General features: G+C 58.7%; 25 protein-coding genes. 12 read left to right on the top strand and 13 right to left on the bottom strand.

Going from position 1 to position 23,003, the window contains the following annotated elements:
• Positions 1-576 precede the first annotated feature (576 nt).
• On the top strand, positions 577-1,821 hold the full coding sequence (locus tag AB7G19_RS02885; protein WP_441268812.1) for a site-specific DNA-methyltransferase: 1,245 nt from the start codon (positions 577-579) through the stop codon (positions 1,819-1,821).
• A 38-nt stretch (positions 1,822-1,859) separates the two neighbouring features.
• On the top strand, positions 1,860-2,306 hold the full coding sequence (locus AB7G19_RS02890; protein ID WP_441267695.1) for a phage terminase small subunit P27 family: 447 nt from the start codon (positions 1,860-1,862) through the stop codon (positions 2,304-2,306).
• A gap of 52 nt (positions 2,307-2,358) precedes the next feature.
• Here AB7G19_RS02890 and AB7G19_RS02895 read toward each other — a convergent pair whose 3' ends face one another.
• Positions 2,359-2,589, bottom strand: a complete 231-nt coding sequence (locus tag AB7G19_RS02895) for a hypothetical protein (protein ID WP_441267696.1) — start codon at positions 2,587-2,589, stop codon at positions 2,359-2,361.
• Complete coding sequence (locus AB7G19_RS02900) at positions 2,541-2,975, bottom strand: exonuclease domain-containing protein (RefSeq protein ID WP_441268813.1); 435 nt, start codon at positions 2,973-2,975, stop codon at positions 2,541-2,543. The genes AB7G19_RS02895 and AB7G19_RS02900 overlap by 49 nt, the downstream gene beginning before the upstream one ends.
• Before the next feature lie 306 nt (positions 2,976-3,281).
• Between AB7G19_RS02900 and AB7G19_RS02905 the strand changes: the two genes are divergently transcribed.
• The 3 genes from AB7G19_RS02905 to AB7G19_RS02915 are packed head-to-tail and all read left to right on the top strand — an operon-like array spanning position 3,282 to position 5,725.
• Complete coding sequence (locus AB7G19_RS02905; protein ID WP_441267697.1) at positions 3,282-5,330, top strand: DUF2075 domain-containing protein; 2,049 nt, start codon at positions 3,282-3,284, stop codon at positions 5,328-5,330.
• A complete protein-coding gene (locus AB7G19_RS02910; RefSeq protein WP_441267698.1) occupies positions 5,308-5,493 on the top strand; it encodes a DUF6998 domain-containing protein in 186 nt (61 codons plus the stop codon). The genes AB7G19_RS02905 and AB7G19_RS02910 overlap by 23 nt, the downstream gene beginning before the upstream one ends.
• Complete coding sequence (locus AB7G19_RS02915) at positions 5,450-5,725, top strand: DUF6998 domain-containing protein (protein WP_441267699.1); 276 nt, start codon at positions 5,450-5,452, stop codon at positions 5,723-5,725. The genes AB7G19_RS02910 and AB7G19_RS02915 overlap by 44 nt, the downstream gene beginning before the upstream one ends.
• A gap of 313 nt (positions 5,726-6,038) precedes the next feature.
• Here AB7G19_RS02915 and AB7G19_RS02920 read toward each other — a convergent pair whose 3' ends face one another.
• The 5 genes from AB7G19_RS02920 to AB7G19_RS02940 form a co-directional block, all read right to left on the bottom strand.
• A complete protein-coding gene (locus AB7G19_RS02920; RefSeq protein WP_441267700.1) occupies positions 6,039-7,271 on the bottom strand; it encodes a hypothetical protein in 1,233 nt (410 codons plus the stop codon).
• Positions 7,272-7,280: 9 nt separating this feature from the next.
• Positions 7,281-8,300: a hypothetical protein gene (locus AB7G19_RS02925; RefSeq protein ID WP_441267701.1), complete on the bottom strand. Its 1,020-nt coding sequence runs from the start codon at positions 8,298-8,300 to the stop codon at positions 7,281-7,283.
• A gap of 3 nt (positions 8,301-8,303) precedes the next feature.
• Positions 8,304-8,999 carry a hypothetical protein gene (locus AB7G19_RS02930; protein ID WP_441267702.1) on the bottom strand — a complete coding sequence of 232 codons (696 nt, stop codon included), beginning with the start codon at positions 8,997-8,999 and terminating at the stop codon, positions 8,304-8,306.
• Between the two features lie 133 nt (positions 9,000-9,132).
• Entirely contained in the window at positions 9,133-10,587 is a 1,455-nt protein-coding gene (locus AB7G19_RS02935) for a hypothetical protein (RefSeq protein ID WP_441267703.1), read from the bottom strand.
• Between the two features lie 12 nt (positions 10,588-10,599).
• Positions 10,600-11,325: a thermonuclease family protein gene (locus tag AB7G19_RS02940; protein WP_441267704.1), complete on the bottom strand. Its 726-nt coding sequence runs from the start codon at positions 11,323-11,325 to the stop codon at positions 10,600-10,602.
• A gap of 348 nt (positions 11,326-11,673) precedes the next feature.
• Between AB7G19_RS02940 and AB7G19_RS02945 the strand changes: the two genes are divergently transcribed.
• From AB7G19_RS02945 to AB7G19_RS02960, 4 genes are all read left to right on the top strand, one after another.
• A complete protein-coding gene (locus AB7G19_RS02945) occupies positions 11,674-12,279 on the top strand; it encodes a hypothetical protein (protein WP_441267705.1) in 606 nt (201 codons plus the stop codon).
• A gap of 966 nt (positions 12,280-13,245) precedes the next feature.
• A complete protein-coding gene (locus tag AB7G19_RS02950; RefSeq protein WP_063980521.1) occupies positions 13,246-13,665 on the top strand; it encodes a hypothetical protein in 420 nt (139 codons plus the stop codon).
• Between the two features lie 3 nt (positions 13,666-13,668).
• Positions 13,669-14,859, top strand: coding sequence for an extracellular catalytic domain type 1 short-chain-length polyhydroxyalkanoate depolymerase (locus AB7G19_RS02955; RefSeq protein WP_063980522.1), 1,191 nt, complete (start codon positions 13,669-13,671; stop codon positions 14,857-14,859).
• A 437-nt stretch (positions 14,860-15,296) separates the two neighbouring features.
• The gene (locus tag AB7G19_RS02960) at positions 15,297-15,806 is read left to right on the top strand and encodes a phasin family protein (protein WP_441267706.1); all 510 of its coding nucleotides are present in this window, start codon (positions 15,297-15,299) and stop codon (positions 15,804-15,806) included.
• A gap of 288 nt (positions 15,807-16,094) precedes the next feature.
• Here AB7G19_RS02960 and AB7G19_RS02965 read toward each other — a convergent pair whose 3' ends face one another.
• From AB7G19_RS02965 to AB7G19_RS02990, 6 genes are all read right to left on the bottom strand, one after another.
• Entirely contained in the window at positions 16,095-16,346 is a 252-nt protein-coding gene (locus AB7G19_RS02965) for a hypothetical protein (protein ID WP_283017309.1), read from the bottom strand.
• Complete coding sequence (gene tnpC / locus AB7G19_RS02970; protein ID WP_283017310.1) at positions 16,343-17,992, bottom strand: IS66 family transposase; 1,650 nt, start codon at positions 17,990-17,992, stop codon at positions 16,343-16,345. Before tnpC ends, AB7G19_RS02965 begins: the two co-directional genes overlap by 4 nt.
• Positions 17,993-18,061: 69 nt before the next feature.
• The gene (gene tnpB / locus AB7G19_RS02975; RefSeq protein WP_283017311.1) at positions 18,062-18,409 is read right to left on the bottom strand and encodes an IS66 family insertion sequence element accessory protein TnpB; all 348 of its coding nucleotides are present in this window, start codon (positions 18,407-18,409) and stop codon (positions 18,062-18,064) included.
• Entirely contained in the window at positions 18,406-18,831 is a 426-nt protein-coding gene (gene tnpA, locus AB7G19_RS02980; RefSeq protein WP_283017312.1) for an IS66-like element accessory protein TnpA, read from the bottom strand. Before tnpA ends, tnpB begins: the two co-directional genes overlap by 4 nt.
• Before the next feature lie 144 nt (positions 18,832-18,975).
• Complete coding sequence (locus AB7G19_RS02985) at positions 18,976-19,302, bottom strand: DUF3303 domain-containing protein (protein ID WP_441267707.1); 327 nt, start codon at positions 19,300-19,302, stop codon at positions 18,976-18,978.
• A 265-nt stretch (positions 19,303-19,567) separates the two neighbouring features.
• Entirely contained in the window at positions 19,568-19,975 is a 408-nt protein-coding gene (locus AB7G19_RS02990) for a hypothetical protein (RefSeq protein ID WP_063980524.1), read from the bottom strand.
• Positions 19,976-20,580: 605 nt separating this feature from the next.
• Between AB7G19_RS02990 and AB7G19_RS02995 the strand changes: the two genes are divergently transcribed.
• The 3 genes from AB7G19_RS02995 to AB7G19_RS03005 all read left to right on the top strand — a co-directional run bounded on the left by AB7G19_RS02995 (position 20,581) and on the right by AB7G19_RS03005 (position 22,853).
• A complete protein-coding gene (locus tag AB7G19_RS02995) occupies positions 20,581-20,850 on the top strand; it encodes an antibiotic biosynthesis monooxygenase (RefSeq protein ID WP_135177051.1) in 270 nt (89 codons plus the stop codon).
• 348 nt (positions 20,851-21,198) lie between these two features.
• On the top strand, positions 21,199-21,957 hold the full coding sequence (locus AB7G19_RS03000) for a methyltransferase domain-containing protein (protein ID WP_441268814.1): 759 nt from the start codon (positions 21,199-21,201) through the stop codon (positions 21,955-21,957).
• Between the two features lie 239 nt (positions 21,958-22,196).
• On the top strand, positions 22,197-22,853 hold the full coding sequence (locus tag AB7G19_RS03005; RefSeq protein ID WP_441267708.1) for a phosphoribosylanthranilate isomerase: 657 nt from the start codon (positions 22,197-22,199) through the stop codon (positions 22,851-22,853).
• The last annotated feature ends 150 nt before the right edge of the window (positions 22,854-23,003 follow it).

The following is a 23,003-nucleotide window of genomic DNA, read 5'->3' on the forward strand; positions in this document are numbered from 1 at the left end:
CTCGAAACCCCCGTAATGATTCGTCATCACGATAATATTCGAGAGCCTGCGAGCAAGAATAATCGTTTTACGTAGTAGTAGTCGATCTTCACAATTTCCATTCGGTACAAAGGGGCCTCTGATTGCGTCCGTAATGCAAACGGGATTCGCATGTCAGTCACTCTCTCATTCAGGGATTTTTTTTCTGACACCCGAACTTTTTGAGGCGTATCGGGACGTACTTTGCCCGCATCGCGCGCGCGGCGGGCCGCATACCGCGGGCTCGTCGATAAGCCTTTGCAGAGGCAACACATTCTCGCCTCCCTTCATGCCTTCTTTTTCGCGGTCGCGCCGCGCCGCTCGTATCGGGAAAAACGGACCATTTATTTTCACTGGGTGGCCGATCGATCTTCCGGTCGAGGTGCCGGAGGCCATCGGGCAAGACGCCGACGGACAGTGCGAAAAGATGAGTCAAATCAACGGCGGTGCCTCGAGAAAAACGTCGCGAAATTCGGTAGGGGGAGGGGTCGAGCAGTGATCGAGCTAAACAGCGAAGAAGGCCAAGTGACAGAGCAAAGCACCGCTAAGCCGGAAAGCATGGCGCATCGATTGCAAATCGAATACTGGCCGCTGGATCGATTGATCCCATACGCGCGAAACGCGCGCACCCATAGCTCGGCTCAGGTCGCCGAAATTGCCGGCAGCATTCGCGCCTTCGGTTTTTCCAATCCTATCCTGGTTGGCGAGGACGCGGACGTTATTGCCGGTCACGGCCGATTAGCGGCAGCTCGGAAACTGCAACTAACGGACGTCCCCGTCGTGGTCCTTCGAGGATTGTCTGATGTCCAGCGCCGACAGTTGGTCCTTGCCGATAACAAGATAGCCTTGAATGCGAGTTGGGATGCCAAAATGCTCAAACTCGAGCTGGCCGATCTGTCCGAGATCGGTGCCGATCTTTCGGTATTAGGATTTACGACCAAGGAACTGTCGGCAGCGCTTTCGCGAGTCAAGGCCGGTCTCATCGACGAGGATGAGGTCCCTGAACTCACTGAAGTCGCGGTATCGCGCCCCGGTGACATCTGGCAGCTTGGGCCTCATCGTGTAGCCTGCGGCGACAGCCGGGATACGGGAACTGTGCAGCCTCTCTTTGCAGACGTTGTGCCGCATCTGATGGTCACAGACCCGCCATACGGCGTTGAGTATGATCCGCAATGGCGCCATCGCCGGGGCGTCAACAAGTCCGCGCGTAAGGGCAAAATCAAAAACGACGAGATCGCGGATTGGACCCCAACCTGGGATCTGTTTCCGGGTGAGATCGCCTATGTATGGCATGGAGCGCTCCGCTCAAGCATTGTTGCCGAAAGCCTCGCCAAGAGCCGCTTCGCGATCCGGGCGCAGATCATCTGGGCCAAGGAGCGTCTGGTGATGAGTCAGGGAGACTACCACTGGCAGCACGAGCCCTGCTGGTATGCCGTCCGGAAGAAGGGCTATTGGGCGGGCGACCGCAAGCAAACCACACTCTGGACCATCCCGACCGGCGGGCAAGATGCCGAAACCACGCATGCGACTCAGAAGCCGGTAGAGTGCATGCGCAGGCCCATGCTCAACAACTCAAGCCCGGGGCAGGTGATCTACGAGCCATTTCTGGGTAGCGGGACCACCCTGATCGCTGCGCAGTCGTGTGGGCGATTCTGCTACGGCATTGAAATCGACCCACTGTTCGTGGACGTCGCGATCCGACGTTGGCAGGCATTCACGGGGGAGAAAGCTAAGCGCGCAAACGATGACGTGCTTTTCGAAGAACTTCAGCCGGAGGCTCAGCCGGTGGAGGAGACATCGTGATGCGAGGCCGGCGCCCCAAGCCCTCCAGAATCAAAGCGTTGACCGGCAACCCCGGCAAGCGCCCTCTCAACGCGCACGAGCCGCGGCCGATGCCCGCGCTACCCGAATGTCCGCCTGAGCTGAGCACGGCCGGCCGGCAGGAATGGGCTCGCCTTAGCGAAGAACTTTCAAAGCTGAATTTGATCACGCATCTCGACCGTGGCGCTCTCGCCACCTATTGCGCCGCTTACGGATTTTGGACAGAAGCGCTGGAGCAGATTCAAAAATACGGGACGATGGTGAAATCGCCGACGGGTTATCCGATACAATCGCCCTTCCTTGCCATTGCAAATCGACAGGCCGAGATCATGATGCGTGTTGCATCCGAGTTCGGCTTTACTCCCGCAAGCCGCAGCCGGATATCGGCGCCGCCGCTCGATCAGCTTCCGTTGCTCGATCTGACCATGGATGACTACGAGCAGGAAAGGGCGGCCGATCCGTCTTAAGTGACTGCAGCGTTGCGGTGGCCCATTATGTCTAAAACACCAACTTGCGGCATCAGGCTCGAATCGAAAATCTGTTGATCGCATTCATCGCCTGTACGCGAGGCTCGACGTCCCTCAAATATTTGGTGGTTCGCAGGAAGTCGATTTCAGCCAGTTCGTTTTCTTCATCAACATCGATGTACCAGGATCTCGGTCGGCCGTCAGCGCCGTCGCTCCATCGATAGCCCCGCTTTTTCAATTCGTCCTTGAATTCAAAGGGAGATTGCTCGGCCCAAATACGCATCGTCTTGCGTCGCGCCCGCCCCAAGAGGACCGCAAGAGCGGATCGATTCGGTTTTGGGAGGTTTGAAGCCAAAAATTCACAAGGGCGCGGCAATCGTCGATGGCTCGATGGGCCTGGTGAAACAGCCCCGCGCCTGCTAGCAAATATCCTAGCCGCGACCCATCAAATCCATTCTTGCGCCATTCCACCTCCGTTGCCGAGCATGCCCATGCCTTCTGCTGGAACAGCGGCCAATAGCGTTCGGCGAACTTGCGATCAAAGTTGGCGTTGTGCGCGATGATGATACCGGCGCCAACAGCAAATGCTGCAACGGCTTCTGGATCAATCCGATGCCCGGCCACCATTTCATCCGTAATGCCGGTAAGGTCAGTGATTTCGTCGGGAATTGGATTCTGCGGCTCGTTGAACGACGAAAAACGTCCGTAATCTGCGCAATGCGGTCGTCCGGCAGATAAGTGAACTTCACCATCGCGAGCTCAATCACCTCGTCTCGGGCCGTATCCAGCCCGGTCGTTTCGACGTCGAGCATGATGCCGATCTTGGTTGGTTGTCCCTCAAGCGGGGCGAACTCAGTTCGCGGCACGAGCCTGCGAAGCACTCGGCAGTCGGACGATTTCCCAAGCGTTTCGGCCATCGCGGCTAGATTGATATCTTCGGGCGGCATAAGATCGACCATGAGATCAGATAGGGCCTTGGCGCAGAACAGGATGAATCACTCCTTTTATTCTAGCTCGATCAAAGATCTTGTCGATCAATCACCTGAAACAATCCTCGGTCACCTCGCCAAACAGAACTCCTTTTCATTGGAGGCGCTGCAACGCAATGCTTGGCTTGCCCAGATATCGATCTTGCAGAGTGAACTCCAAGCTCTCGCCTCGGGCTGGGTAGCATTCGAGTTTGCCATCCCGCGGATGGGCAAGCGGGCCGACAATATCGTTCTGGTTGGCAGCGTCATTTTTGTCTTGGAATTCAAGGTCGGAACCGAGCTGTTTGACAGCGTCGCCCTGGATCAAGTGGTCGACTATGCGCTCGACCTCAAGAACTTTCACAGCGGGAGTCACGACCGACCAATCGTGCCAATCGTCGTCGCAACGGGCGCTCCAGATAGCGTCCATTCCCTGATCTGGGCGGACGATAGGGTTGCTAAACCCGTTCTCAGTAATGGCGTCGGGCTGGGTGCGCTAATCAAGGACATCTCGGAGCAGGCGACGATTGGCGCCGACATAGACGTCCAGGCTTGGCTAGGCAGCGGCTATAAGCCAACGCCTACCATCATTGAAGCCGCGCAAGCACTCTATCAAGGGCATAAGGTCGGCGAGATCACGCGGTCGGACGCGGGTGCAATCAATTTGAGCCAAACGGCGGAATGTATTGCGCAGGTTATCGAGGCCGCCAAATCGAACGGGCACAAGGCCATTTGCTTTGTGACCGGTGTCCCTGGCGCCGGCAAGACGCTAGCGGGTCTCAATCTTGTGACCCAGCGTACAAGCGCTCACGAAGACGAACACGCCGTGTTTCTATCTGGGAATGGTCCGCTCGTCGATGTCCTGCGGGAAGCTCTCGCGCGCGACGAGCACGCACTATCCAAGCTGACGGGGCCGACGATTCGGAAGGCTGACGCTGCCCGCAAAGTGAAAAGCTTCATTCAAAATATCATGCATTTTCGGGATGATAGTTTGGCGAGCTCGAACGCACCGATCGAACGCGTTGCCGTATTCGATGAAGCCCAGCGAGCCTGGGATCGCGATCACCTAGCCAATTTCATGTCACGCAAGAAGGGTCTTGCAGACTTCGATATGTCGGAACCGGCGTTCCTGGTTAGCGTCATGGACCGCCACGAGGATTGGTGCGTAGTGGTTTGCTTGATCGGAGGCGGTCAGGAAATCAATGCCGGCGAAGCTGGGCTAACGGAATGGTTCTCGGCTCTGCAGGCAAGATTTACCGACTGGAAGGTGTTTACGTCTCGCCAATTGGCCCACCGTGATTATCATTGGGGGCAAGATCTTCCGGCCATGTTGAGTAAGCTCGACGTTACCATTTACGAGCATCTGCACCTGGCCGTATCGATCCGGTCGTTTCGCGCAGAAAAACTATCAGAATTCATCGGGGCCGTCGTCGCGGGTGAAGTCGCGGCGGCGCGGGCACTCTACGAGCAGATCAAGACGACCTATCCAATCAAATTGACCCGCGATCTTGCCGCTGCCCGGGCTTGGCTCCGAGAGCAGGCACGAGGAAGCGAGCGCGTCGGACTTGTGGCGTCATCGGGTGCGTCGCGATTAAAGCCGCTCGGCCTCAATGTTCATGAGAAGATCGACGCCACGCATTGGTTCTTGAATGGCAAGGATGACGTGCGTTCATCTCATTACCTAGAAGACCCTGCGACTGAGTTTGACATCCAGGGGTTAGAGGTTGATTGGGTCGGGGTCTGCTGGGACGCCGACTTTCGATCGGTCAACGGCAAGTGGGCCTTTCATCGATTCACAGGCACGAAGTGGCAGAACGTTAATGAGGGCAATCGCAAAATCTATCTGACCAACGCCTATCGGGTGCTCCTCACTCGGGCGCGACAGGGAATGGTCATTTATATTCCGAATGGCGACCCTACCGACGCTACGCGCCCACCTGCCTTCTACGATGGGACAGTCGAATTTTTGTCGTCTTGCGGCTTGTCGTTTATCTCCGGCCCCGTTGACGTCGGCAAGAATGGAGGAGCGCTGCATGAAGCCGGGAGATCGAGTTAAATTGCCTGAGGCAGTTGCCAAGATCTATGAAGCAGTCGAGGAGCTGAAGGCGGCCTATCCAGGACGCCCATTCACTCCGGACGGTCACTTGATAGGTTCCATTGGAGAGGTCGTTGCTCGTGAGACATTCGGCTTCGAATTATACCCGCCGTCTATGGCATGACGCCCGCTGTAAAGCCCGCGGTGATGTAGAGATAAAAATCACGGCGGGTAACAGCGTTGCCTTTCGTGGTGACTGCAATCATCTCATTGTACTCAAGCTCGTCTCACCTGAAGAGGCTGAAATCGTGTACGATGATCTTGGTGCTTCGGCTCTTAAGCTTGCGGGCAAAATAAGATCAAATGGACAGCGTCGACTGGCGATTTCGAAGCTGCGACAACTGGCGGCAAAGTGAGCGCACTGTGGTGGGCCATTGGCCGACTTCTTCCATAGCATCTCATATCCGAATGACGTCAGATGTTCACAAGAAACCGAACGTGTCGTCGACCGCGGTTTCCGCGGCGCGTTAGTGACCCGTCGCGGGCATTGGCAATTCGTGCAGTCGACTCTATCCAAAACGGCGCACCAGTAATCAGGCCGGCATTTTCGCTGGGACGCGAGCGAGCCGCCTGTCTCAATTTTAGGGCATCTCGCGGCGCAACCCGAACCTCACGGGTTCAAACTATGCAATCGTGAATCCGGTTACACCACTTCATGGCTGTTATCGATCAATGCGCGATCGCGGGCGTACCCGGCGTTGGTCGGATCACGGGCAGCGCTGCCGATTTGGGCGGTGAGGACGGTTGCCGTGGTAATAGGGATATGGGCGCAGGTGCCGCTGGACGCGGCTTCACTGGAGCGACCGGCGCACGAGGCGTAACGCCCGGTGCGCGAGCGGGAGTAGACTGCGCAATGCTCGCGGTGGCCTCATGGGCGCTCGACTTGCGCAGCCGAATCTCAATTCGGCGCCGTTCCGGGATATTCGCTGGTATCCCCTCGATCGCGAGCGTCTCATCCGTATTCACGAGCTGCGCGCCCGAAAATGGAATGATCTTGTAGTTCGCAAGCTGCGTGTTCTGCTTCAAGACGCTCACGACCGACACCGCACGAGCTAATCCCAAGCCGGCGTTGTCGGCCGGAACGAGCTTTCCGACCTCCGTCTTGCCTTTCAGGACCGGTAGCAAATCTCGGTCCAGGTTGGACTGGTGCACGCCGAGAGGCTGCTCATCGGTGTGGCCGACCACCTCGACGACATCCACATCATATTGTTTGATGTATTCCAGGACTTTGGTCGGGATTTTTGTCAGAAGGCTGTCACGGAAAGGTGCAGAAAGCTCGGCGCTCCCGCTCTTGAAAAAATTGCCGTCAGCCTCGCTGAGGCTGATGATCGGCGGCCACAAATGGCCGGGCGAGCCTCCGGCCGGCGCGGTACGGCTAAGTGCATCAATGATGGACTGTGTTGATACAGGTGGCTCGCCCGGTTTTGCCAACGCACGGTTGATCGCCGCCATGGCGTTTGCGTCCTTGACTGCCTTGTCGATGTCGATGCCATTGGCATCCAACGTCTTGACTTGTGCAATCCGGTCACGAAGCTCCTTGAGCGTTATGCCGGACTTTTGGAGCTCATCCGCGGTTGCGCGGCCTTCCACCAGTTCCCGCCAGTATTGATCAATTGCCTGAGGATCGCTGCTGCCCGCGATAGTCTTGAGCTTTTCGACGAGGGCCTCATTTTTGCTGAGCGCCTGGACGAGGTCTTGGCTGCGTCGATTATCGGCAAGCAACGTCTCGACGCGTTTTTCCGATGCGGCGCGCTTCTCTTGCTCCTTCAGGATAAAGGTGGCCATGGCGATGAGCAGGCAGAACACCAGGAGGAGCATGATCTCCGCCATCGTTAGGCCGAGGACCAGGCCTTGCCGGTACGAGGAGCCCTGCCTGGTGATCTGGCCGTTCACGACTGACATGATTGCCGCCTAGGTGTTGTGTCCGCGGCCGGCCCAAGGGCCGGTGGCATACCGTTGGGCATTCTCCGCGCGGATCTCGTTCATCAGGCCGTTTAGCGCTGTTGCAAGAACTTGCGTTTGCCGCAAGTTCTCGTCCATTGCCTTCGCCTGTGTCTCGGCGCTCTTGTTGAACGAATTTACGGCCCGCGAAAGGCCCTGGATCATCGGCGCGAGCTTGATTTCGATAATCTGCTCCGGCGTCTGCAGTGACGTCAACTTGCCCACGACGGTGTCGATCGCCTTGATCATGGCTGCCGTGCTTCTCGTCAGCCGGTCCCCTTGCTCCACCAGCTGCTTAGACATGGCCTCGAACGTCCTTGTCGCCTGACTGTTCATCATATTGAGAGCTTCGCCCGAACGCTTGGACGCATCCTCAAGAGGCTGGCGTGCGGTGACCGCGAAATCCCGGATCTCGCCTGCCAGTTCCTTGCGGGTCTCGCCGAGGGTCTCCTTCAGCTCATCAAGCGCATCGCCCAAGGACTGCTGGGTCATCCTTCGAAAGGAACTGAACTCAAGGATAGTGCTCTCCAGCTCGACTTTCACCTTGCGGGAGGCCTCGGCAAGCTCCAGGCGCGCGGTCGCTTCAACTTCGATCGGATCGCGGCGCATCTGGTTGAAGAAGATGCGCAGGGCGACACCGGCAATCGTGGAGGCGATGGCGATGCCGAAATTCCTGACGATCTGCTCAGACCCGCCTTCGGGTGAAAACTGATAGAGCGACACGCCAAGGCTGGTCAGCGTGAATAGAAAGCCCATGTAGTACAGATTATCGCCGGACTGGTCATCCCGAAGGCGGAAGAGGCGAGCAAATCCGAGGAGGAGCGCGTACCCGATCATGATCAGGACGGGTACCGCCGTCACCAAAACAGGCGCGAAGTCGTGCGACTTGGAGAAGACAATGTATCCGCTTCCAGCCAGCACGACGGCGAAGAATAGCAGCCCGCTTAAAAAGCCTGGCGGCAGGAGCCTGTTTTTATCGTCGGCCGCCATCGGTCATGCTCCCTGCAGGCGCTTAAGGCTGCCGATCAGGCCGCGATTGTCAGAAATCCACTCTCGCCAGAAGCCCATCAGCTGGCTGTCATCCACAATTGCTTTGCCGTTCACCTGGCGGCTGACTAGTCGTACGAAAACGGTCGCATCATGGAGCTCGGTCCGGTACTTCAGATACGAGGGGGATTGCCTGAAGCGTTGATAGGATAGGTCGCCGGATCGGGGATATTGGCTGTAGTCTTTGGTTGACTCGATCATGTCAGAGATAACGTAGAGCGTCTTTTTGATGTTTTGGCTGGCACTGCCGGAAAAGTCGCTGATCGCGATGTCCTGGATCGCGCCCATGATCGGCGAGGCGGTGGCCCGAGCCGGCGTAACGCTCTTATCGATGGCTTCCAACGCCGGCTTGCGGAAACTCTCGATCCAGCGCAAACGCGCAGCCTCGATATTGTTGGTCCACTCGCTAAGGCCCGTCCCGTTGCCGGGATTGCATTTGGCGAACAGCGAGCGGCTGCGCAGGCCGGCGATATCGAGCACTCGAATGTCGAGCTTGTGATAGGGCGGCAGCGTGGTGACGACCTCTTCCAGGAGCCCGAGAACCTCGCGCCGGGTGGCATCAGGCAGGTCGTCCGACGTATCGATCAAGACGACGGTAACACCCCGGGCACCGTCAAGCGGACAGAGGGTATCTTCAGCCACGGTCGGGGGCCGCTCGGTGAAGAACGCGAAATATATCAGTGCTGCGCCACAGGAGACCGCAACCAGGAAAAGAGCGATGCCGAGGTATCCTGCCCAGCCGATGCTAGGCGAGCTCCGTCGCCGAGGTCTTGGCCTACCCACTCTTGCTGTCCTTCTCCGGAAAGAACTGATCGATCTCGCGGTAGGACCGCATCGCTCGCTCGAAGGCTTCGTTGATGGCTTTGATCTGGTCCTTCAACAAGCCTTGGGTCTCGTCGATCATCTGGCGCAGCCGATCGCGGGCGGTCGAGTCGGGTTCGGCATTGCCATATACGATGCGTTCGAGGACAAACGGCCTGGCGAAGGAGGCGGGCGGTGGGGTTGATCGCGCCTTGCGGTTCGCCTCGCGGTATAGGCCGAGCAGTGTGCGGCCAGCCGTCTCAATCTGGTTTTGCTGCTGGACGAAGCGCTGATTGAGCCGGCTGCGCCCCTGGAGGATCGAATCGTATTCGGCGCGCCGCTTGGAAAGATCGGTGGACGCCGCATTCATAACGTCGGTGGCATCCTGCCGGATCTCTCTGAGCCGCTCGATCAGGTCGCTTTTGAGATCCGTGAATTGCTTGCTGGCGTCGTTCCAGCGCCGCTCAAGGCCGGCATAGCCGATGTACGGATCGAAGAACGTGAGCCCGTCCGCCATCGCGACAAGTGAGAAAACCAGACCGATGCTGATGAACACCCATGAATTGACGTCGGTCAGATCGAAAGGCGCCGTCAGAAGGCGATGCAAAACATCCTGGCCCACATCGCCGCCCGGGCTGGGCTTCATTTCGCGCAGGTGCGCAAGGGTCAGGTTCAGTGCACCCGCGAAAGCCAGATAGCCGACAAAGAAGATAGCGCCGATCAGCTTGAGCAAGAGATTGCGGTGGTAGATCGGCCTGATGAGGACCAAGCCCCACAGGAAGCTCGCAAGGATGTTCAGCGCGGCAAACGTGGCCGCCTGGATCGCCGCGCCTATATAACCGCCCATATTGGCCTTGGCCAGGAAGCCCGCGTTGACCGCGACCTCGATGACAAAGAGGATCGCAAGCAGCCCGACCTTCAGGATGATCTTTCCCGGTGTTGCCAGCCGGGCCGGCCGCTGTAGACGGTGCCGCTTGCGGAACGCCTCACGCTCCAGCTCCGATTCATGGAGCCGGCGGCGGTGGACGAACAGCTCGTCGCGTCCCATGGTCGCTTCCGCCTCGAAATCTCCAACGGCTTCTGGTGCGGTTTGCTGGATGACCGCGAAGCGCTCCTCAAAGCTTAGCGAAGTCATTCGCTCGTCGTAGGTATGTAGATGGTCTTGGTAGACCGAATGAGATTCTTGTTTGTGGGCCTCGACCCGCTCGATAATCAGATGTTCGACGTCGTCCAGCGTCTGGTCATCGGAACCTGGACGGTTCTGTGAACCGCGCTCTCGGCCGAGATTTGTGAGCTTTAGCTCGTCTGCGACTCGGTCCACGTTGAGATCAACGAATACGGTCGTGGCCGGACGATAGTCGTGCTGCGGCTTGTTGAGCAAGGCCCACAGCCGCGCGATTGGGGAAAGCCGGGTCTGGGAACGGTCCATCGTGGTTCGCAACTAAAGCTTCGATTTACGGCAGCCGGCAGCCTGGGCTTCCGCCTCGGTGCAGAACCAGCGTCGCGAGGAACTCGGCTGCATGCTCAGCCGGTCGTAAAAGCGACCGCCCGGCACGTGAAATATGCATTGCGGCGTGCTGCTCAAATTACCTTTGATCAAACAATCGCCAGTTGGCGGTGCCGAATTTGCTACCGTATTTGAGACTAGGGCTCGCTGCGCTGTGGAAGGGACGGCGAGGGCACCTAGGATCTCCGTCGAATTGCTGCGATGGCGCCAATCCCACGGGGCTATGAACGCTCCGCCCCAAAGTCCGCGCTGATGTTCGCGCGCCAAATCTTCGTCGGGGACGTATTCCGTGGAGTATCTGCGGAACGCCAAAGCCCAGCCGTTCTGGACAAGCCACCGCGATACGTTCTCGCCACCGACCGCGCATGAACCCAACGATCGCCTGTAGATGTCCGTACCCGTCAGCTCGCAGGACCACTCCCGGTCTTTACTGAAGGACCGCAGCCGCTCTCGCGCTTCGATGCCGCACGTCCATGTCTTGCCCGCAGCATCAAGGCAGACCTGATCGGTCTCGGGGGCGTCGACACCGTTGAACCGGATCTTGGTCTGGCCGATGTATACAGTGTCCGCATCAACGATTCGCGGCGCGCCGCGTACCTGCCCGGCGTCTGCGGCGTGCACGCTGATGAATAGGGCCGCGACAACCAGCCAGCGCTGCAAAGATCCCCCCCCTTTTTTTAACGATCTTCGATAGTTAACAGTCTATTACACTTTTTAGGCGAATGGCGAGGGAAGGACATTTGCCTTGCTGATATGGTTAATCGGCAAGCTTCAACCTGCGCCAGGTCGTAAACCTGACACCGGCTATCCCAATTGGCACGATTGCTTCAGCTTCTTGCCCGCGTGAGACATGCCGGGGCGGGCTGACGATGTCCGTTCAGAGGGGTAGGCTATCGGCCCCCGCCACTCCGAGGGTTAGGTGGATCATGATCGGAATGCGTGGCACCTCCTAGAGCGATACCTGTCGCACGTTTAGTATACAGCGATGTGGTCATCGGAGGAGCGCAGATGAATTTCGGTGGGGGTGCAAGAAGAGATACGGCCGTCCATGAGGCCGGTCATGCCGTTGCCCGCGTTCTGTCGATAGGCCGTGTAGGGATCACCAATGAAAACGCTATCCGTTGGATAGAAATGGACTGGGGCACTCCACATTGCTCCGTGTTCGAGCTACCGCTGAACATGCCCGGGCTTAAGGAATTTGGGGAGCGCGAAGGCATCAGGGAAGGCATCTGGCCGACGGTGGAACAATGGCGCAAGCTATTTTTCTTTATGGGCATCGATCCATTGGAATGGGCGAGCGTGCGGCTTTTTGAGATTACTGCCGGAGCAGCGGCACAAGCAAAATTCATAGGCGTCTCATTCGACTTGGTCTGGTATGACGGCGGGTGCAGCGATGACCGTCAGAAGGCCATTGAGACTTGTCAAAGGATCGGCTTGAACGAACCAGAGATAACGGGACTTTTCGTGGAGCGGTCCAAAGAAGCGTGCACCGTAATGGATAGGATCGACGTGTGGCGGGCGGTGCTAACTTTAGCCGAACGATTGCCAACCACCGGCCAAATGCCGGGCAACACCGTTGTTTCTATCGTTCAAAATGCATTGTGTGCCTTGTGAGGAAGACGCATCCCGAGTCAATCCCGCTGACAACTGATGTCAGCTCGTGGCCCCATCGCCGACATCCGACTCAAATCTCTATGCTTCCGGTAATGGTGTCAAAGCGGACATCGGCCACTGGCCGATTTCTTCCATAACGTTTGATGTGCGAACGGTAGCAGCCTTCAGATCAGGTCATTCATCGCCTTCAGCCTGAACCGGCGGTCTCTGCGGGCTTTGAATGGTCTCGCTCAGCGACGCCAGCATGCGTTGACCTAGACTTAACTAGGGGCGAACATGAGGCGGCGTGCTTTTCTCCGTGCCGTTTGTGGTGCGGTAACATCGCCGCAGCTGGCTACGGCGGCGGGGAGCACCAACAAGAAACGTCTTGCTATTTTCGTCCCATCAGAGCTGAGCGCGGACCGGCACGAGCATAGCGGGAAAAGATATCCTCGAGCCCTTCTTCGCGGAGCTGCGACGGTTGGGACAGATCCAGGGACAAACCTTACAGTCGAAAATTATGGCCGAGAGCAAAACACGTCCGGCCTCGAAGCCATGGCGACGGAAACCGTTGGCAGCAACCCGGACGTCATTCTCCTCGGTGGCCTTGGCGCACTCATCTTCAAAAAACTGAGATCGCGTATTCCAATCGTAACGATAACTGGCGACCCCAGTTCGACTGGGATTGCCGAAAGTCTGGCTCGCAGCGGGTTGGCGTCTCGATGACCTCGGCGGAGCTCCGGATGTCGCGCATGCGGGCGACGGCCAAATTCACCGGCAGGCGTCCCTTTCCCGAGCGTGTCTCGGTCGCGGTAGAGGTCGTTGACCTTCGCCCGCCGAGGTCATCGAGACGCTGACCCGCTGCAGCATCCAGATCTCGCGCTCTTGGCCGCGGGTCTATTCGCTCATCCCTTGAAAATCGCCCCGGAACATCTAGATGACAGCCATGCACCATCCAAATGGATGGTAAAAGATGGATGCTTAGCTATGGCCGATAATGTGCGCGAGTTGCGACCCAAGGTCCCCGACACCGAGAAGATCACGATCAACCTTGGCTATGTCGACCTCGGTCATGTCGATCTTATGGTGCAGGAAGGGTTCTATTCGAACCGGACCGATTTCATCCGGACAGCAATCCGGAACCAGCTCGAGCGACACGTAGAGGTCGTCAGACAGTCCACGGCCCGGAAGAACCTGGATCTCGGGCTGCGCAACTACACTCGCGAGGATCTCGAAGCGGCGCGGCGCGCCGGCGAAATGCTGCAGATTAATGTTCTGGGCTTAGCCACCATCGCCCAGGACGTCACTCCCGCGTTGGCTCGCGCCACAATCGCGTCGGTCTCGGTGCTGGGGGCCCTTCACGCCACTCCCGCGGTCAAGGCCGCTCTCGCCGACAGAACGAGGTGAACGATGCTGAATCAAGACATAGTCCGCGAAGCAACACGCCTCACGCGTGCCGGCCAACTGGTCGAGGCCACCGCGCTCCTGCAGCGCATGCTCCAGGGCGGTAGCGCTCCAAGACCGGGGTCTCGCAGCGCCCCTCAGGCTCGGCTCCCGCGGCTCGATCCGCTTACCATCGACGCTACGGCCAACGTCGTCGAGGAGCGGGAAGCTCCGCTGATTGCGCCGGCCCGCTCTGCTCAGGGACGCAGACGCTCCTTACCGCTCGACGGCATGCGGGATTTTTCCGGGCTCGGCCTGCGAAGTCCGATCACGCGCGCTCCTCTATCGCCATCGGACATCGTGCCCGAGGGCACACGGTTTATCGCCGGTACCTTCAGTAACGCCGCGGGAAGCCGGACCTATAAGCTGTTCATCCCAAGCCGCTGCCGGGGACAACGGCTTCCCCTGATCGTCATGCTTCACGGCTGCACCCAGTCGCCGGACGATTTCGCGGCCGGCACCCGGATGAACTTCCTGGCGGAAGAGCAGAATTGCTTCGTGGTCTATCCTGAGCAGCCGAGCGGAGCCAACCAGTCGAAGTGCTGGAACTGGTTTCGCACGGGCGACCAGCGCCGCGGCAGGGGCGAGCCCTCGATGATCGCCGGCATTACCCGCCAGATCATGCGCGACCATGCGATCGATCCGAAGCGCGTATACGTCGCGGGTCTGTCGGCCGGCGGGGCCGCCGCCGCCATCATGGGCTCAACGTATAGCGACCTGTACGCCGCCGTCGGTATTCATTCAGGTCTCGCATGTGGAGCCGCGAGCGATCTTCCCTCCGCGTTCGTCGCCATGCGGCAGGGAGGCGGCTCCAAGGCAATTGCGGATGACAAAACTTCTATGCCGACCATCGTTTTCCATGGCGATCGCGACACTACGGTGCATCCAAAGAATGGCGATCAGATTATCGAGCAGTCCACCAGGGCAACGAGGCCAACGACGATGGTACTTCGCGGACGCGTACCCCACGGCCATGCCTACACTCGCACCGTCCTGATCGATGGGGCCGGTCGGGCGATCTCCGAACACTGGACCATCGACGGCGCCGGACACGCGTGGTCAGGCGGCAGCCCCGCCGGGTCCTACACTGATCCGCAAGGGCCGGATGCGACGAGGGAAATGCTGCGCTTCTTCCTCGAGCATTCGCTCGGTGGGTAATCTGGCTTCATAGGGCGCTCAGGTTGTCCTCGAGCACGTCGCCCAGTTTCCGGGTCAGCTTGGCGTCGATGGTTTAGGTAGCAACTCCAACCAACAAACATCTAGCTGGCGATCTTCCAGACCTATGCTCAACGGCGTCGGTCTGAGAACAATCAGCCATCCGCTCGTTGTGCTCTCCAAGGACCGCTTCAAGTTGCGGCGATTACGTAAACGTTCATGCCTCAATTTCGCGAGACTTCCTCCTAGCGAACCTTCGGAGGGCGGCCTCGGCTGCGGCCATTGATAGGCCGTATCGTCGACATCGCAGAACGTGCGATTGATCTCAGTTCATGCGGGACTCCAACAATGCACGGGTTTGGAACGCCACGTCACAAAGCCTGTTGTCCTTTCAGAAATGACCGTTGTGGTCGCCCCCCCCCATTTTCTTGGAGCGTCAGATGAGCAAACGCAAACCGGCGACAGCGCCAAAGCGCGCCCGCAATCCGAAAATGGCCGCGCGGGCCCAACGGAACAAGCAGAACATTGTTAGAAGCCCGAAAGAGAATTTACTTCGCTCTGTTGCGGCAGTCTCGATTGATCCGCCTCCTGAGCTTTATGATCCTAAACACGAGGTTCCTATCATTGAGCCTCGGGTGGATGCCTTACCAGATGACCTCAGTCAGAGAATGACGGATAGCGATCCAACGAAAAGCTTTGCTTTAGCGACGGCAAACATGCAGGCGTATCAGGCGAAGCTTCTTGAGATAGCCGCGGCCAACGCGCAATTTGCTTTTGAATTCGGCCTGAGACTTGCGACGATCAGATCACCAACTGAATATTTCGGCGTCATTACGGAGTTTACAAGCAGACGGGTCGATATGTTCGGGCAGCATTCGAAAGAATTGGCGGCATATCCGTTCTGGCGCATCAAGCGCCCCCGAGAGCTCACGGCTCTGCCGGGACAATAACTGCAAGCCGTACCCGCTGCGGCAAAGGATGGACGCAAACACGGATTTCGAACGGGGCGATGACGCCACGCCTTGCGTGCGTTAGGATCTTGCATGGAAAGGGTGACCGGCTCATCGAGGCCAACCAGTCGCGCCGTGTCCGGAAGTGGCACGAAACTTCAACCTAATGTCCGTTCCTTGGGGTAGACCGGAATTGACCGCAGAGGGTCAAAACGGCGCATTTTGACTCAATCCAGACATCGGCCTCTCTCTCTGTAAGCATCCGGCGTAGGCCGCGACCTGATTGGATTATTCTGGTGGCCAGCGCTTAAGCAACCTCGGATTTTCTTTATAGATTTGGATGAGCTCGATGAGGCGCTCGATGCCGAAGTCGGTGAACGCTTGAACGCCGTCTTCGCCAACGCCGAACACCCAAATGGCGCCGTCCTCGATCTCCATTTCGTTGGCGACGTCTCGTAGCCAATCTTCATCTTCGCCGAGGTCTTTCGCGACCCGGGTGATGGTGGTGACGTGATGGACCTTGTTGACGCGGGTGGTCATGCCGCTCGAGCGGAGTTCGCTGACGCCGGCGTCCAATTCCAGGGCAGCAGTTCGTCAAGCCGATGCGACGGATGGGCGGCGATCCGCGCGAGGACGTCGGTCAGCCAGGCTTGCGGGTCGATGCCGTTCATTTTCGCGGTGATGATGAGGCTGTACATAGCTGCCGCGCGCCGCCCTCCGCGATCAGAGCCGCAGAACAGCCAGGACTTCCGTCCAAGGGCGATGCCTCTTAGGCCTCGTTCTGCGGCATTGTTGGACAGGCATACCCGCCCCTCCTCGAGGAACAGGGTGAAGCTCGCCCAACGCTTCAGGATATAGTTGAACGCCTTGGCCAGGTCGTGTCCCCGGGACAGCTTGGCGAGCTGCTCCCGCATGTAGACTTGAAGCTCCTCGACCAGAGGCCGGCTCAGCGCCTGCCGCACCTGAAGACGGCCTTTGGGGCTCCTGCCGTTGATGGAGCGTTCGATCTCGAACAACGCATCGATCCGCCTCACGACCTCGATCGCAATCGGCGAGAGCGGGATCTCCTTCTTGCCGGTGGCCTTGCGCCGGGCATTCTCTTCGATGTCGGCCATGGCAAAGAACGGACGCCGTCCGTGCGACCAGCAGGCAGCCTCCCGGATCGGTCCAGGCTGGCGTCCCGCCAGATAGAGCTGGTTATACCCGTCATAGGCGTCGGCCTGCAGGATGCCGGCATACCGGGCCAGATGCCCCTGAGGATGCTCGCCCTTGCGGTCGCGTGAGTAATAGAACATCGCCGCCGGCGGGTCCGTGCCCCCAAACGGCCGGTCGTCCCGAACGTAGATCCAGCATCGTCCCGTATCGGTTTTGCCCTTGGCCAGCACCGGCACGGTCGTGTCATCGGCATGAAGGCGCTCGGCCCCCATGACATGGGCTTCCAGCAGGCGCAGCAGGGGATCCAGCGAGGCACAGACCGCCCCAACGGCATCTGCCATGCTCGACAGTGCTATTGGCACGCCTTCCAGCACATAGCGCTCGGCTTGGCGGTTCAAAGGCTGATGCTGACCGAACTTCTCGAACATGATCATCGCCAAGAGGCTCGGGCCAGCCCATCCCCGGGGGACGGCATGGAACGGTGCAGGTGCCTGGCTGATCTTTTCGCAGTCGCGACAGGAGAACTTCTCCCGAACCGTCTCGATCACCTTCCACTGGCGCGGCACCACGTCCAGCGTGCGCGTCACATCCTCGCCAAGCTTGCGCAGGCGATTGGAACCGCAGCACTCGCACGCCGTCGGCGGATCAACCACCACCCGTTCCCGGGGCAAATGCTCGGGGAAGGTCTGGCGCTCGGCGCGCTTGCGGGTAAATCCGCGCACCGTCGTCGTCTTCGCCACGGCCCGCTCCGAGGCGAGCTCGTCCTCGGTGGCGTCGGCTTCCAGCTCCTCGAACGTCAGCGCCAACTGCTCGATCAGGCGCGACGAACGCTCCGACCGCTGGCCGTAGATCTGATGCCTTAGCTTGGCGATCTGCAGCTTCTGCTGCGCGATCAGCGCTTCATCTTCCGACGCTTTCGCGCGGGCGACCGCGAGTTCGGCGGCGATCTCCAAACCCTTCGCGCGCTCGACTGCCAGCGCCTTCTTCAGGGCGGCAATGTCATCCGGAACAGCGTCGCGGTCGGCATCCATGAGACGCAGTGAATCACAGATTGGATGCGATGGGACTCCCCACAATGCAAAAAGCTGCGGATTTTGCGCTCAGCCCGCGCTCCGCGGCCGCCAGCTCAGCTGCGGATTCCGCCAGTCGATTCCTTCCAGCATATAGGCCATCTGCGCCGCCGAGATTGATACCGCGCCGTCCGACGCCGACGGCCAGATGAACTTGCCTCGATCCAGGCGCTTGGCGTAGAGCGACATGCCAAGCCCGTCATGCCAGAGGATCTTGACCAGATCGCCGCGGCGACCGCGGAAGATGTAGAGATCACCAGCATGAGGATTGCGCTTCAGGCTCTCCTGGACCGCAAGCGCCAGGCTTTGCATGCCGCGGCGCATGTCGGTGTGGCCGGTGGCAATCCAGACCCTGACGCCGCTCGGGATCGGGATCATCGCCGTCTCAGAAGCTCAAGAACCCGCTGCAGCGCCTCCGTGTCCACGTCCCGGTCAACGCGCACGCGACAGCCCTCGCCAAGCTCGATCTCGATAATGCCGGCCCTTGGACGCTGCGCAGGCGGTGAAGACACTGGTTGTGGCACGTCACTCGAGAGCGGAGCCGCCCCAGGCGTGATCTCAACCGGAACAAGCGCCGGCGCGGTATCCCCGCTCAACTTGCCGTCGCGCGCCAACCGGCGCCACGTGAACAATTGGCTTGTCGACAGCCCGTTGCGTCGTGCCGTCACCGACACCAGACGCGGCCCGCCATAGCTCTCGGTGACGATCCGCTGCTTTTCTTGCAATGTCCAACGGCGTCGAGCGCCCGTCGAAACGACTTCAAGTCGGGAAACCTTCGGCATAGGCATATGATCAGTCATACGCCTATGTCTTCATCCTCCATCGAACCGCGCAAGGCGGTCCCCGCCGGAGCGATACCTCTCTCTTCATGCTGCACTAGTCTTTGAATTGAGACGCCCCGACCAAACTGTCGGGGCGCTCGTCGATTTCATATCGTCCGCCAACTAGCCCTTAGACGCTTGTCTCGCCCATTCGAGTGAACTTGCGTTTATCGGCACTGAGTCACTGATATCGACGACCGGAACGACATCAATGTCATTCCAGAAGTTGTACTTTGCCACAAAGGCGGTGATGGCTTTTGGGTCGTCGGCTTCGACCAAAACATAGCCCCCTCGTCCCGCCAGGTTCGCTACGAACGCGTGTATCGTCAGCCCCTTCTCTTCATCCGGGTTCCACTTGCTGAACGCAGCAAGAAGTGATTGCGATCCTGCAAAGTTTTGGTCAAAGGAAAGGCCGGCAGCGCGGACTGTATATTCAAGCATGTATTTCATGAAACACCTCCTTCAAAACTGGACAGTGAGCCACGCGACCGATCTAATCTTAAGTGCGAGCGGTCGCGCAAGTGTTAGCAGCGGCGAGAGCGGCCTCATTGGTCGAGAAGATGCCCGGTCATGGCCCATCGCGTCGGTTGGCGCAGCGACATATCTAGAATTCGGCGTAACCAGGAAGTCACGTCAGAGGGCAAGCCGACGCTATCGGCGCGCCGTAGCGTGCGCCATTCGCTCCTACAATCGATTTCTTGCGAAGAAACGAGCCTTAAGCCTTTAGGTCCGTGATCCGCATAATTGCGACCACGTTCCCATCATTGAACGCCTGCTCCTTTGTGTCCTTGTTGCAGGTCCAGACAAAATTCTTCTTGCCGGCAAAGGTCTTTTCGTCCTGCTCAAGCCGAAGCTCTCCTTCGGTGATATGGCAGACCATGGCATTCATCATCGGGGGCCCCATGGTCTTCGATCCCGGCTGCATGATGATGTCGCGCATTGAGACGGACTTAAAACCGGGGATCAGCGATGGTGTCTCGCCATCATACTCACGCACCACCACACCTGGCCACGGAGTTGTGTCCTTATAGCCCGTAGTTTGAGCGGCGGCGGGCTTTATCATGGCCGCCGACGCCGCCGCCAACCCGAATGTCAATGCAGACCTTCGATCGATCTTTCTCATCGCTTTTCTCCCTAGGTTACTGCAACAAGCCGCCGCAAAAGTTGCGCGCGTGTGGAATGTGAAATCGTGGTGTGAAACCGAAAAGGGGGCGGTCTCTTAGAGTAGCGTACCTGCCGACAGCGCTAGTACTGCTCGTTCGTCCCGAACGGTGACTTCGGCACATCCCGCTTCAAGGGCAACCACATTCTACGAGAACGGACGCGCCCTAGAAATGGGCGTTTCGCCCAAGAGGCATAATGCCTCAGTTTGCTTAGGCCTGAAGATCGGACCCGGCGTTCAACAACTTCACACTGCGACCAACTGAATACGCAAGTCAGTGTCACTGACTGGTCCTGCGGCTGGTCGCAGTAACTGCGCGGCCACGACCTATTGGCGTCGAGTGCGGAGGCGATGATGCTGCTCCCGCAGACCGTCCGGAGTTGGCCCATCAGCGAAGTGGCAGCACGCCTCAGTTTAATCGGACAAAGGGCAAACGTCCGATGGCACCAGTGCAACCCGGAAATGAAATAGCTCCAAGCGGTGGCCGGTATTATACTGGTGCCACTGGAAGTGCTGTTTCGAGCGTTCGTGGAAAGATTGTTACGACAGTCAGGGAGGAACATCTGATGACGACTATGTTCGTTAGACACACGGTTTCCGACTACAAGACCTGGCGGAAGGTTTACGACGATTTTGCTCCGGTTCAGAAGGCGAAGGGCGTAACAGCCGAGGCTGTCTACCGAGCAGTCGAAAATCCCAATGACATCACAGTAACTCACGAGTTTGCCACGATTGAAGCTGCGCAAGCCTTCGCGGAGAGTGCTGAATTGAAGAATGCCATGCAGAACGCGGGAGTGGCGGGAGCTCCAACGATTTGGTTTACGAACAAGGCGTGAGTTATCGATCCCGGCCAAGTGCCAGGATTTCTTTGCTGTGGTGATGCCGTGTCGCCTGTTGGCCCATCAGCGAAGTGGCAAGTGAGCCGAGCAGGTCCGATCATCGGAGTAGTAGACCGGAAGTGAACGGCGGCGTGCCAGAGAGGCGCTTTTGACTCGCAACGGACATATGGCTTGACCCAATGCAGATCCATTGGGTTGATAGGATTTGCTCTCAGGTACGATCGGTCGGCGTCAACGCGAGGCGCACGGATGGAGTTGCCTGCTACATTGAACCTCGTTGACATGGCGGTGGGCGCACATCTGGAGCTCACAAAACGTGGGCGACTGCGCCTAGACCGGCTGAGAATGCGTGGTAGGCCCGTGACGGCACTGGCTTATGCAGCGACGCTATTTGTAGCGTTTGCTGCAATTCGCGCATACGGCGCTGACATAGGTTATCTGGCTCCCCCCGGGGTCGCTGCAAACGAGTTTCCCTCGCCGCAGCGCCCTGTCGCACGGATTGTCAGCGCACGCCGCTCCGCCGAAGAGCACCGCGACGCGCTCGATGCGGCCGGTCAGATCGCGCGTGTTCTCGAACTGAAGCCTGGCATGACAGTCGGCGACATTGGTGCAGGCAGTGGCTACCACACGGTCAGACTCTCGCACCTCGTCGGACCCGCCGGCTCTGTTGTTGCCCAGGACGTCAGGCGGGATTACCTCATGGAGCTCGCCAGGCGAACAGAACTTCTGAAGTTGACGAACGTGAAATTCGCGCTCGGCGAACCACACGACCCGCGTCTGCCCGCTTCCTCGCTGGATGCCGCAATCCTTGCGCACATGTATCATGAGATAGCCCAACCCTATGCCTTCCTCTACAATCTCGCGCCCGCCTTGAAGCAGGGTGCGCGGGTCGGAATTGTCGACCTTGAGCTTCCGACGTCGAAGCATGGCACGCCAATTGAGCTCTTGCGCTGCGAATTGACCGCCGTCGGCTATCGCGAGGTCGCCACATATGAGCTCGCAGGGGACGGAGGTTACCTGGCGGTATTCTCTCCGCCGGAGGTAGCGGGTCGAAAATCTCCCCGCGATATAGTTGCCTGTGGCGATCCCGCCGGCACTCGCTGACACCACGCTCGCCGCCCGTCTCAGAAGCGATGCGCGAACATGTCCGAAGACGGCGTCAGACCGAGTGCGCGTGACATACGGCTTACATTTTCCCTGCCGCCGATCTATTCTTTTCGCGTCAGGCGTCGCTATAGCAGCCTCAAAGCGCGACCGGGGGAATGTGAATTGCGCTATTTCTTCGGGCACTACGCGTTCGACGCCGACGTCTAATCAACTGAGTGGTGGCAGCGTGTAAGACAATGCTGACGCAAATTTACGAAGTCGCGACACCTGCGGAAGCCGCGGCGATATCGGCAATCGGCTTGGATCATGTCGGCGTGCTCGTCGGCGATGGAGCCTTCCCTCGGGAGCTTCCGGTTCAGAAGGCGTTAGCCGTTATGAAGATGATGCGGGCGCCGTCCGTACTTTCCGCGCTGTTCCTCTCGGCGGATGTCGCTCTTATCGAACGGATGGCGAGAGAGCTTGATCCGCCCATTGTTCATCTTGGCGCATCAAGCGAATTGCTTACGCCTGATCTTGTCGTGAAGCTGCGAAAGTCCCTGCCGAAGGCCAAATTCATGCGCAGCGTACCTGTCGCGGGACCTGAGGCAGTAGGTGTGGCGCAAGCATATGATGGGGTTGTCGATTGGATTTTGCTCGACAGTCATCGCACAGGTGATGTGCAAATCGGCGCGCAGGGCGTGACGCATGACTGGCGCATCAGTCGAATGATAGTCGAGAGTGTTCGCACCCCAGTCATACTTGCTGGTGGCCTCGGACCAGACAATGTCAAAGAAGCGATTCGGTCGGTACGACCTGCCGGCGTTGATTCGAAAACAAGAACGGATCGAGCGGGCACACACTCAAAAGACCTGGGTAAGGTAGAAGCCTTCTATCGCGCTGCGACGAGCGGTTAGATCGCGCTTCTCTTCTTGGCCCAACGCAGACGTCGGATTTACAACTTTGTTTGTCCGCCGAGTGCACCGGAGGACCTCGTCTGGATCATTCCATAACATCGGTTTTGCGAATGACGCCATTGTCTCCGGCCAGGCATCAGTCATGCGACA

It is taken from the genome of Bradyrhizobium sp. 215_C5_N1_1 (assembly GCF_052075935.1).
Lineage (GTDB): Bacteria > Pseudomonadota > Alphaproteobacteria > Rhizobiales > Xanthobacteraceae > Bradyrhizobium > Bradyrhizobium barranii.

Bases quoted from the DNA above. Each gene is read 5' to 3' on its own strand.
- AB7G19_RS02885 (WP_441268812.1), top strand. From the start codon at position 577: ATGGCGCATCGATTGCAAATCGAATACTGGCCGCTGGATCGATTGATC.
- AB7G19_RS02895 (WP_441267696.1), bottom strand. From the start codon at position 2,589: ATGCGTATTTGGGCCGAGCAATCTCCCTTTGAATTCAAGGACGAATTG.
- AB7G19_RS02910 (WP_441267698.1), top strand. From the start codon at position 5,308: ATGAAGCCGGGAGATCGAGTTAAATTGCCTGAGGCAGTTGCCAAGATC.
- AB7G19_RS02920 (WP_441267700.1), bottom strand. From the start codon at position 7,271: ATGTCAGTCGTGAACGGCCAGATCACCAGGCAGGGCTCCTCGTACCGG.
- AB7G19_RS02925 (WP_441267701.1), bottom strand. From the start codon at position 8,300: ATGGCGGCCGACGATAAAAACAGGCTCCTGCCGCCAGGCTTTTTAAGC.
- AB7G19_RS02935 (WP_441267703.1), bottom strand. From the start codon at position 10,587: ATGGACCGTTCCCAGACCCGGCTTTCCCCAATCGCGCGGCTGTGGGCC.
- AB7G19_RS02945 (WP_441267705.1), top strand. From the start codon at position 11,674: ATGAATTTCGGTGGGGGTGCAAGAAGAGATACGGCCGTCCATGAGGCC.
- AB7G19_RS02950 (WP_063980521.1), top strand. From the start codon at position 13,246: ATGGCCGATAATGTGCGCGAGTTGCGACCCAAGGTCCCCGACACCGAG.
- AB7G19_RS02955 (WP_063980522.1), top strand. From the start codon at position 13,669: ATGCTGAATCAAGACATAGTCCGCGAAGCAACACGCCTCACGCGTGCC.
- AB7G19_RS02960 (WP_441267706.1), top strand. From the start codon at position 15,297: ATGAGCAAACGCAAACCGGCGACAGCGCCAAAGCGCGCCCGCAATCCG.
- AB7G19_RS02965 (WP_283017309.1), bottom strand. From the start codon at position 16,346: ATGACCACCCGCGTCAACAAGGTCCATCACGTCACCACCATCACCCGG.
- tnpC (WP_283017310.1), bottom strand. From the start codon at position 17,992: ATGGATGCCGACCGCGACGCTGTTCCGGATGACATTGCCGCCCTGAAG.
- tnpB (WP_283017311.1), bottom strand. From the start codon at position 18,409: ATGATCCCGATCCCGAGCGGCGTCAGGGTCTGGATTGCCACCGGCCAC.
- tnpA (WP_283017312.1), bottom strand. From the start codon at position 18,831: ATGACTGATCATATGCCTATGCCGAAGGTTTCCCGACTTGAAGTCGTT.
- AB7G19_RS02985 (WP_441267707.1), bottom strand. From the start codon at position 19,302: ATGAAATACATGCTTGAATATACAGTCCGCGCTGCCGGCCTTTCCTTT.
- AB7G19_RS02990 (WP_063980524.1), bottom strand. From the start codon at position 19,975: ATGAGAAAGATCGATCGAAGGTCTGCATTGACATTCGGGTTGGCGGCG.
- AB7G19_RS02995 (WP_135177051.1), top strand. From the start codon at position 20,581: ATGACGACTATGTTCGTTAGACACACGGTTTCCGACTACAAGACCTGG.
- AB7G19_RS03000 (WP_441268814.1), top strand. From the start codon at position 21,199: ATGCGTGGTAGGCCCGTGACGGCACTGGCTTATGCAGCGACGCTATTT.
- AB7G19_RS03005 (WP_441267708.1), top strand. From the start codon at position 22,197: ATGCTGACGCAAATTTACGAAGTCGCGACACCTGCGGAAGCCGCGGCG.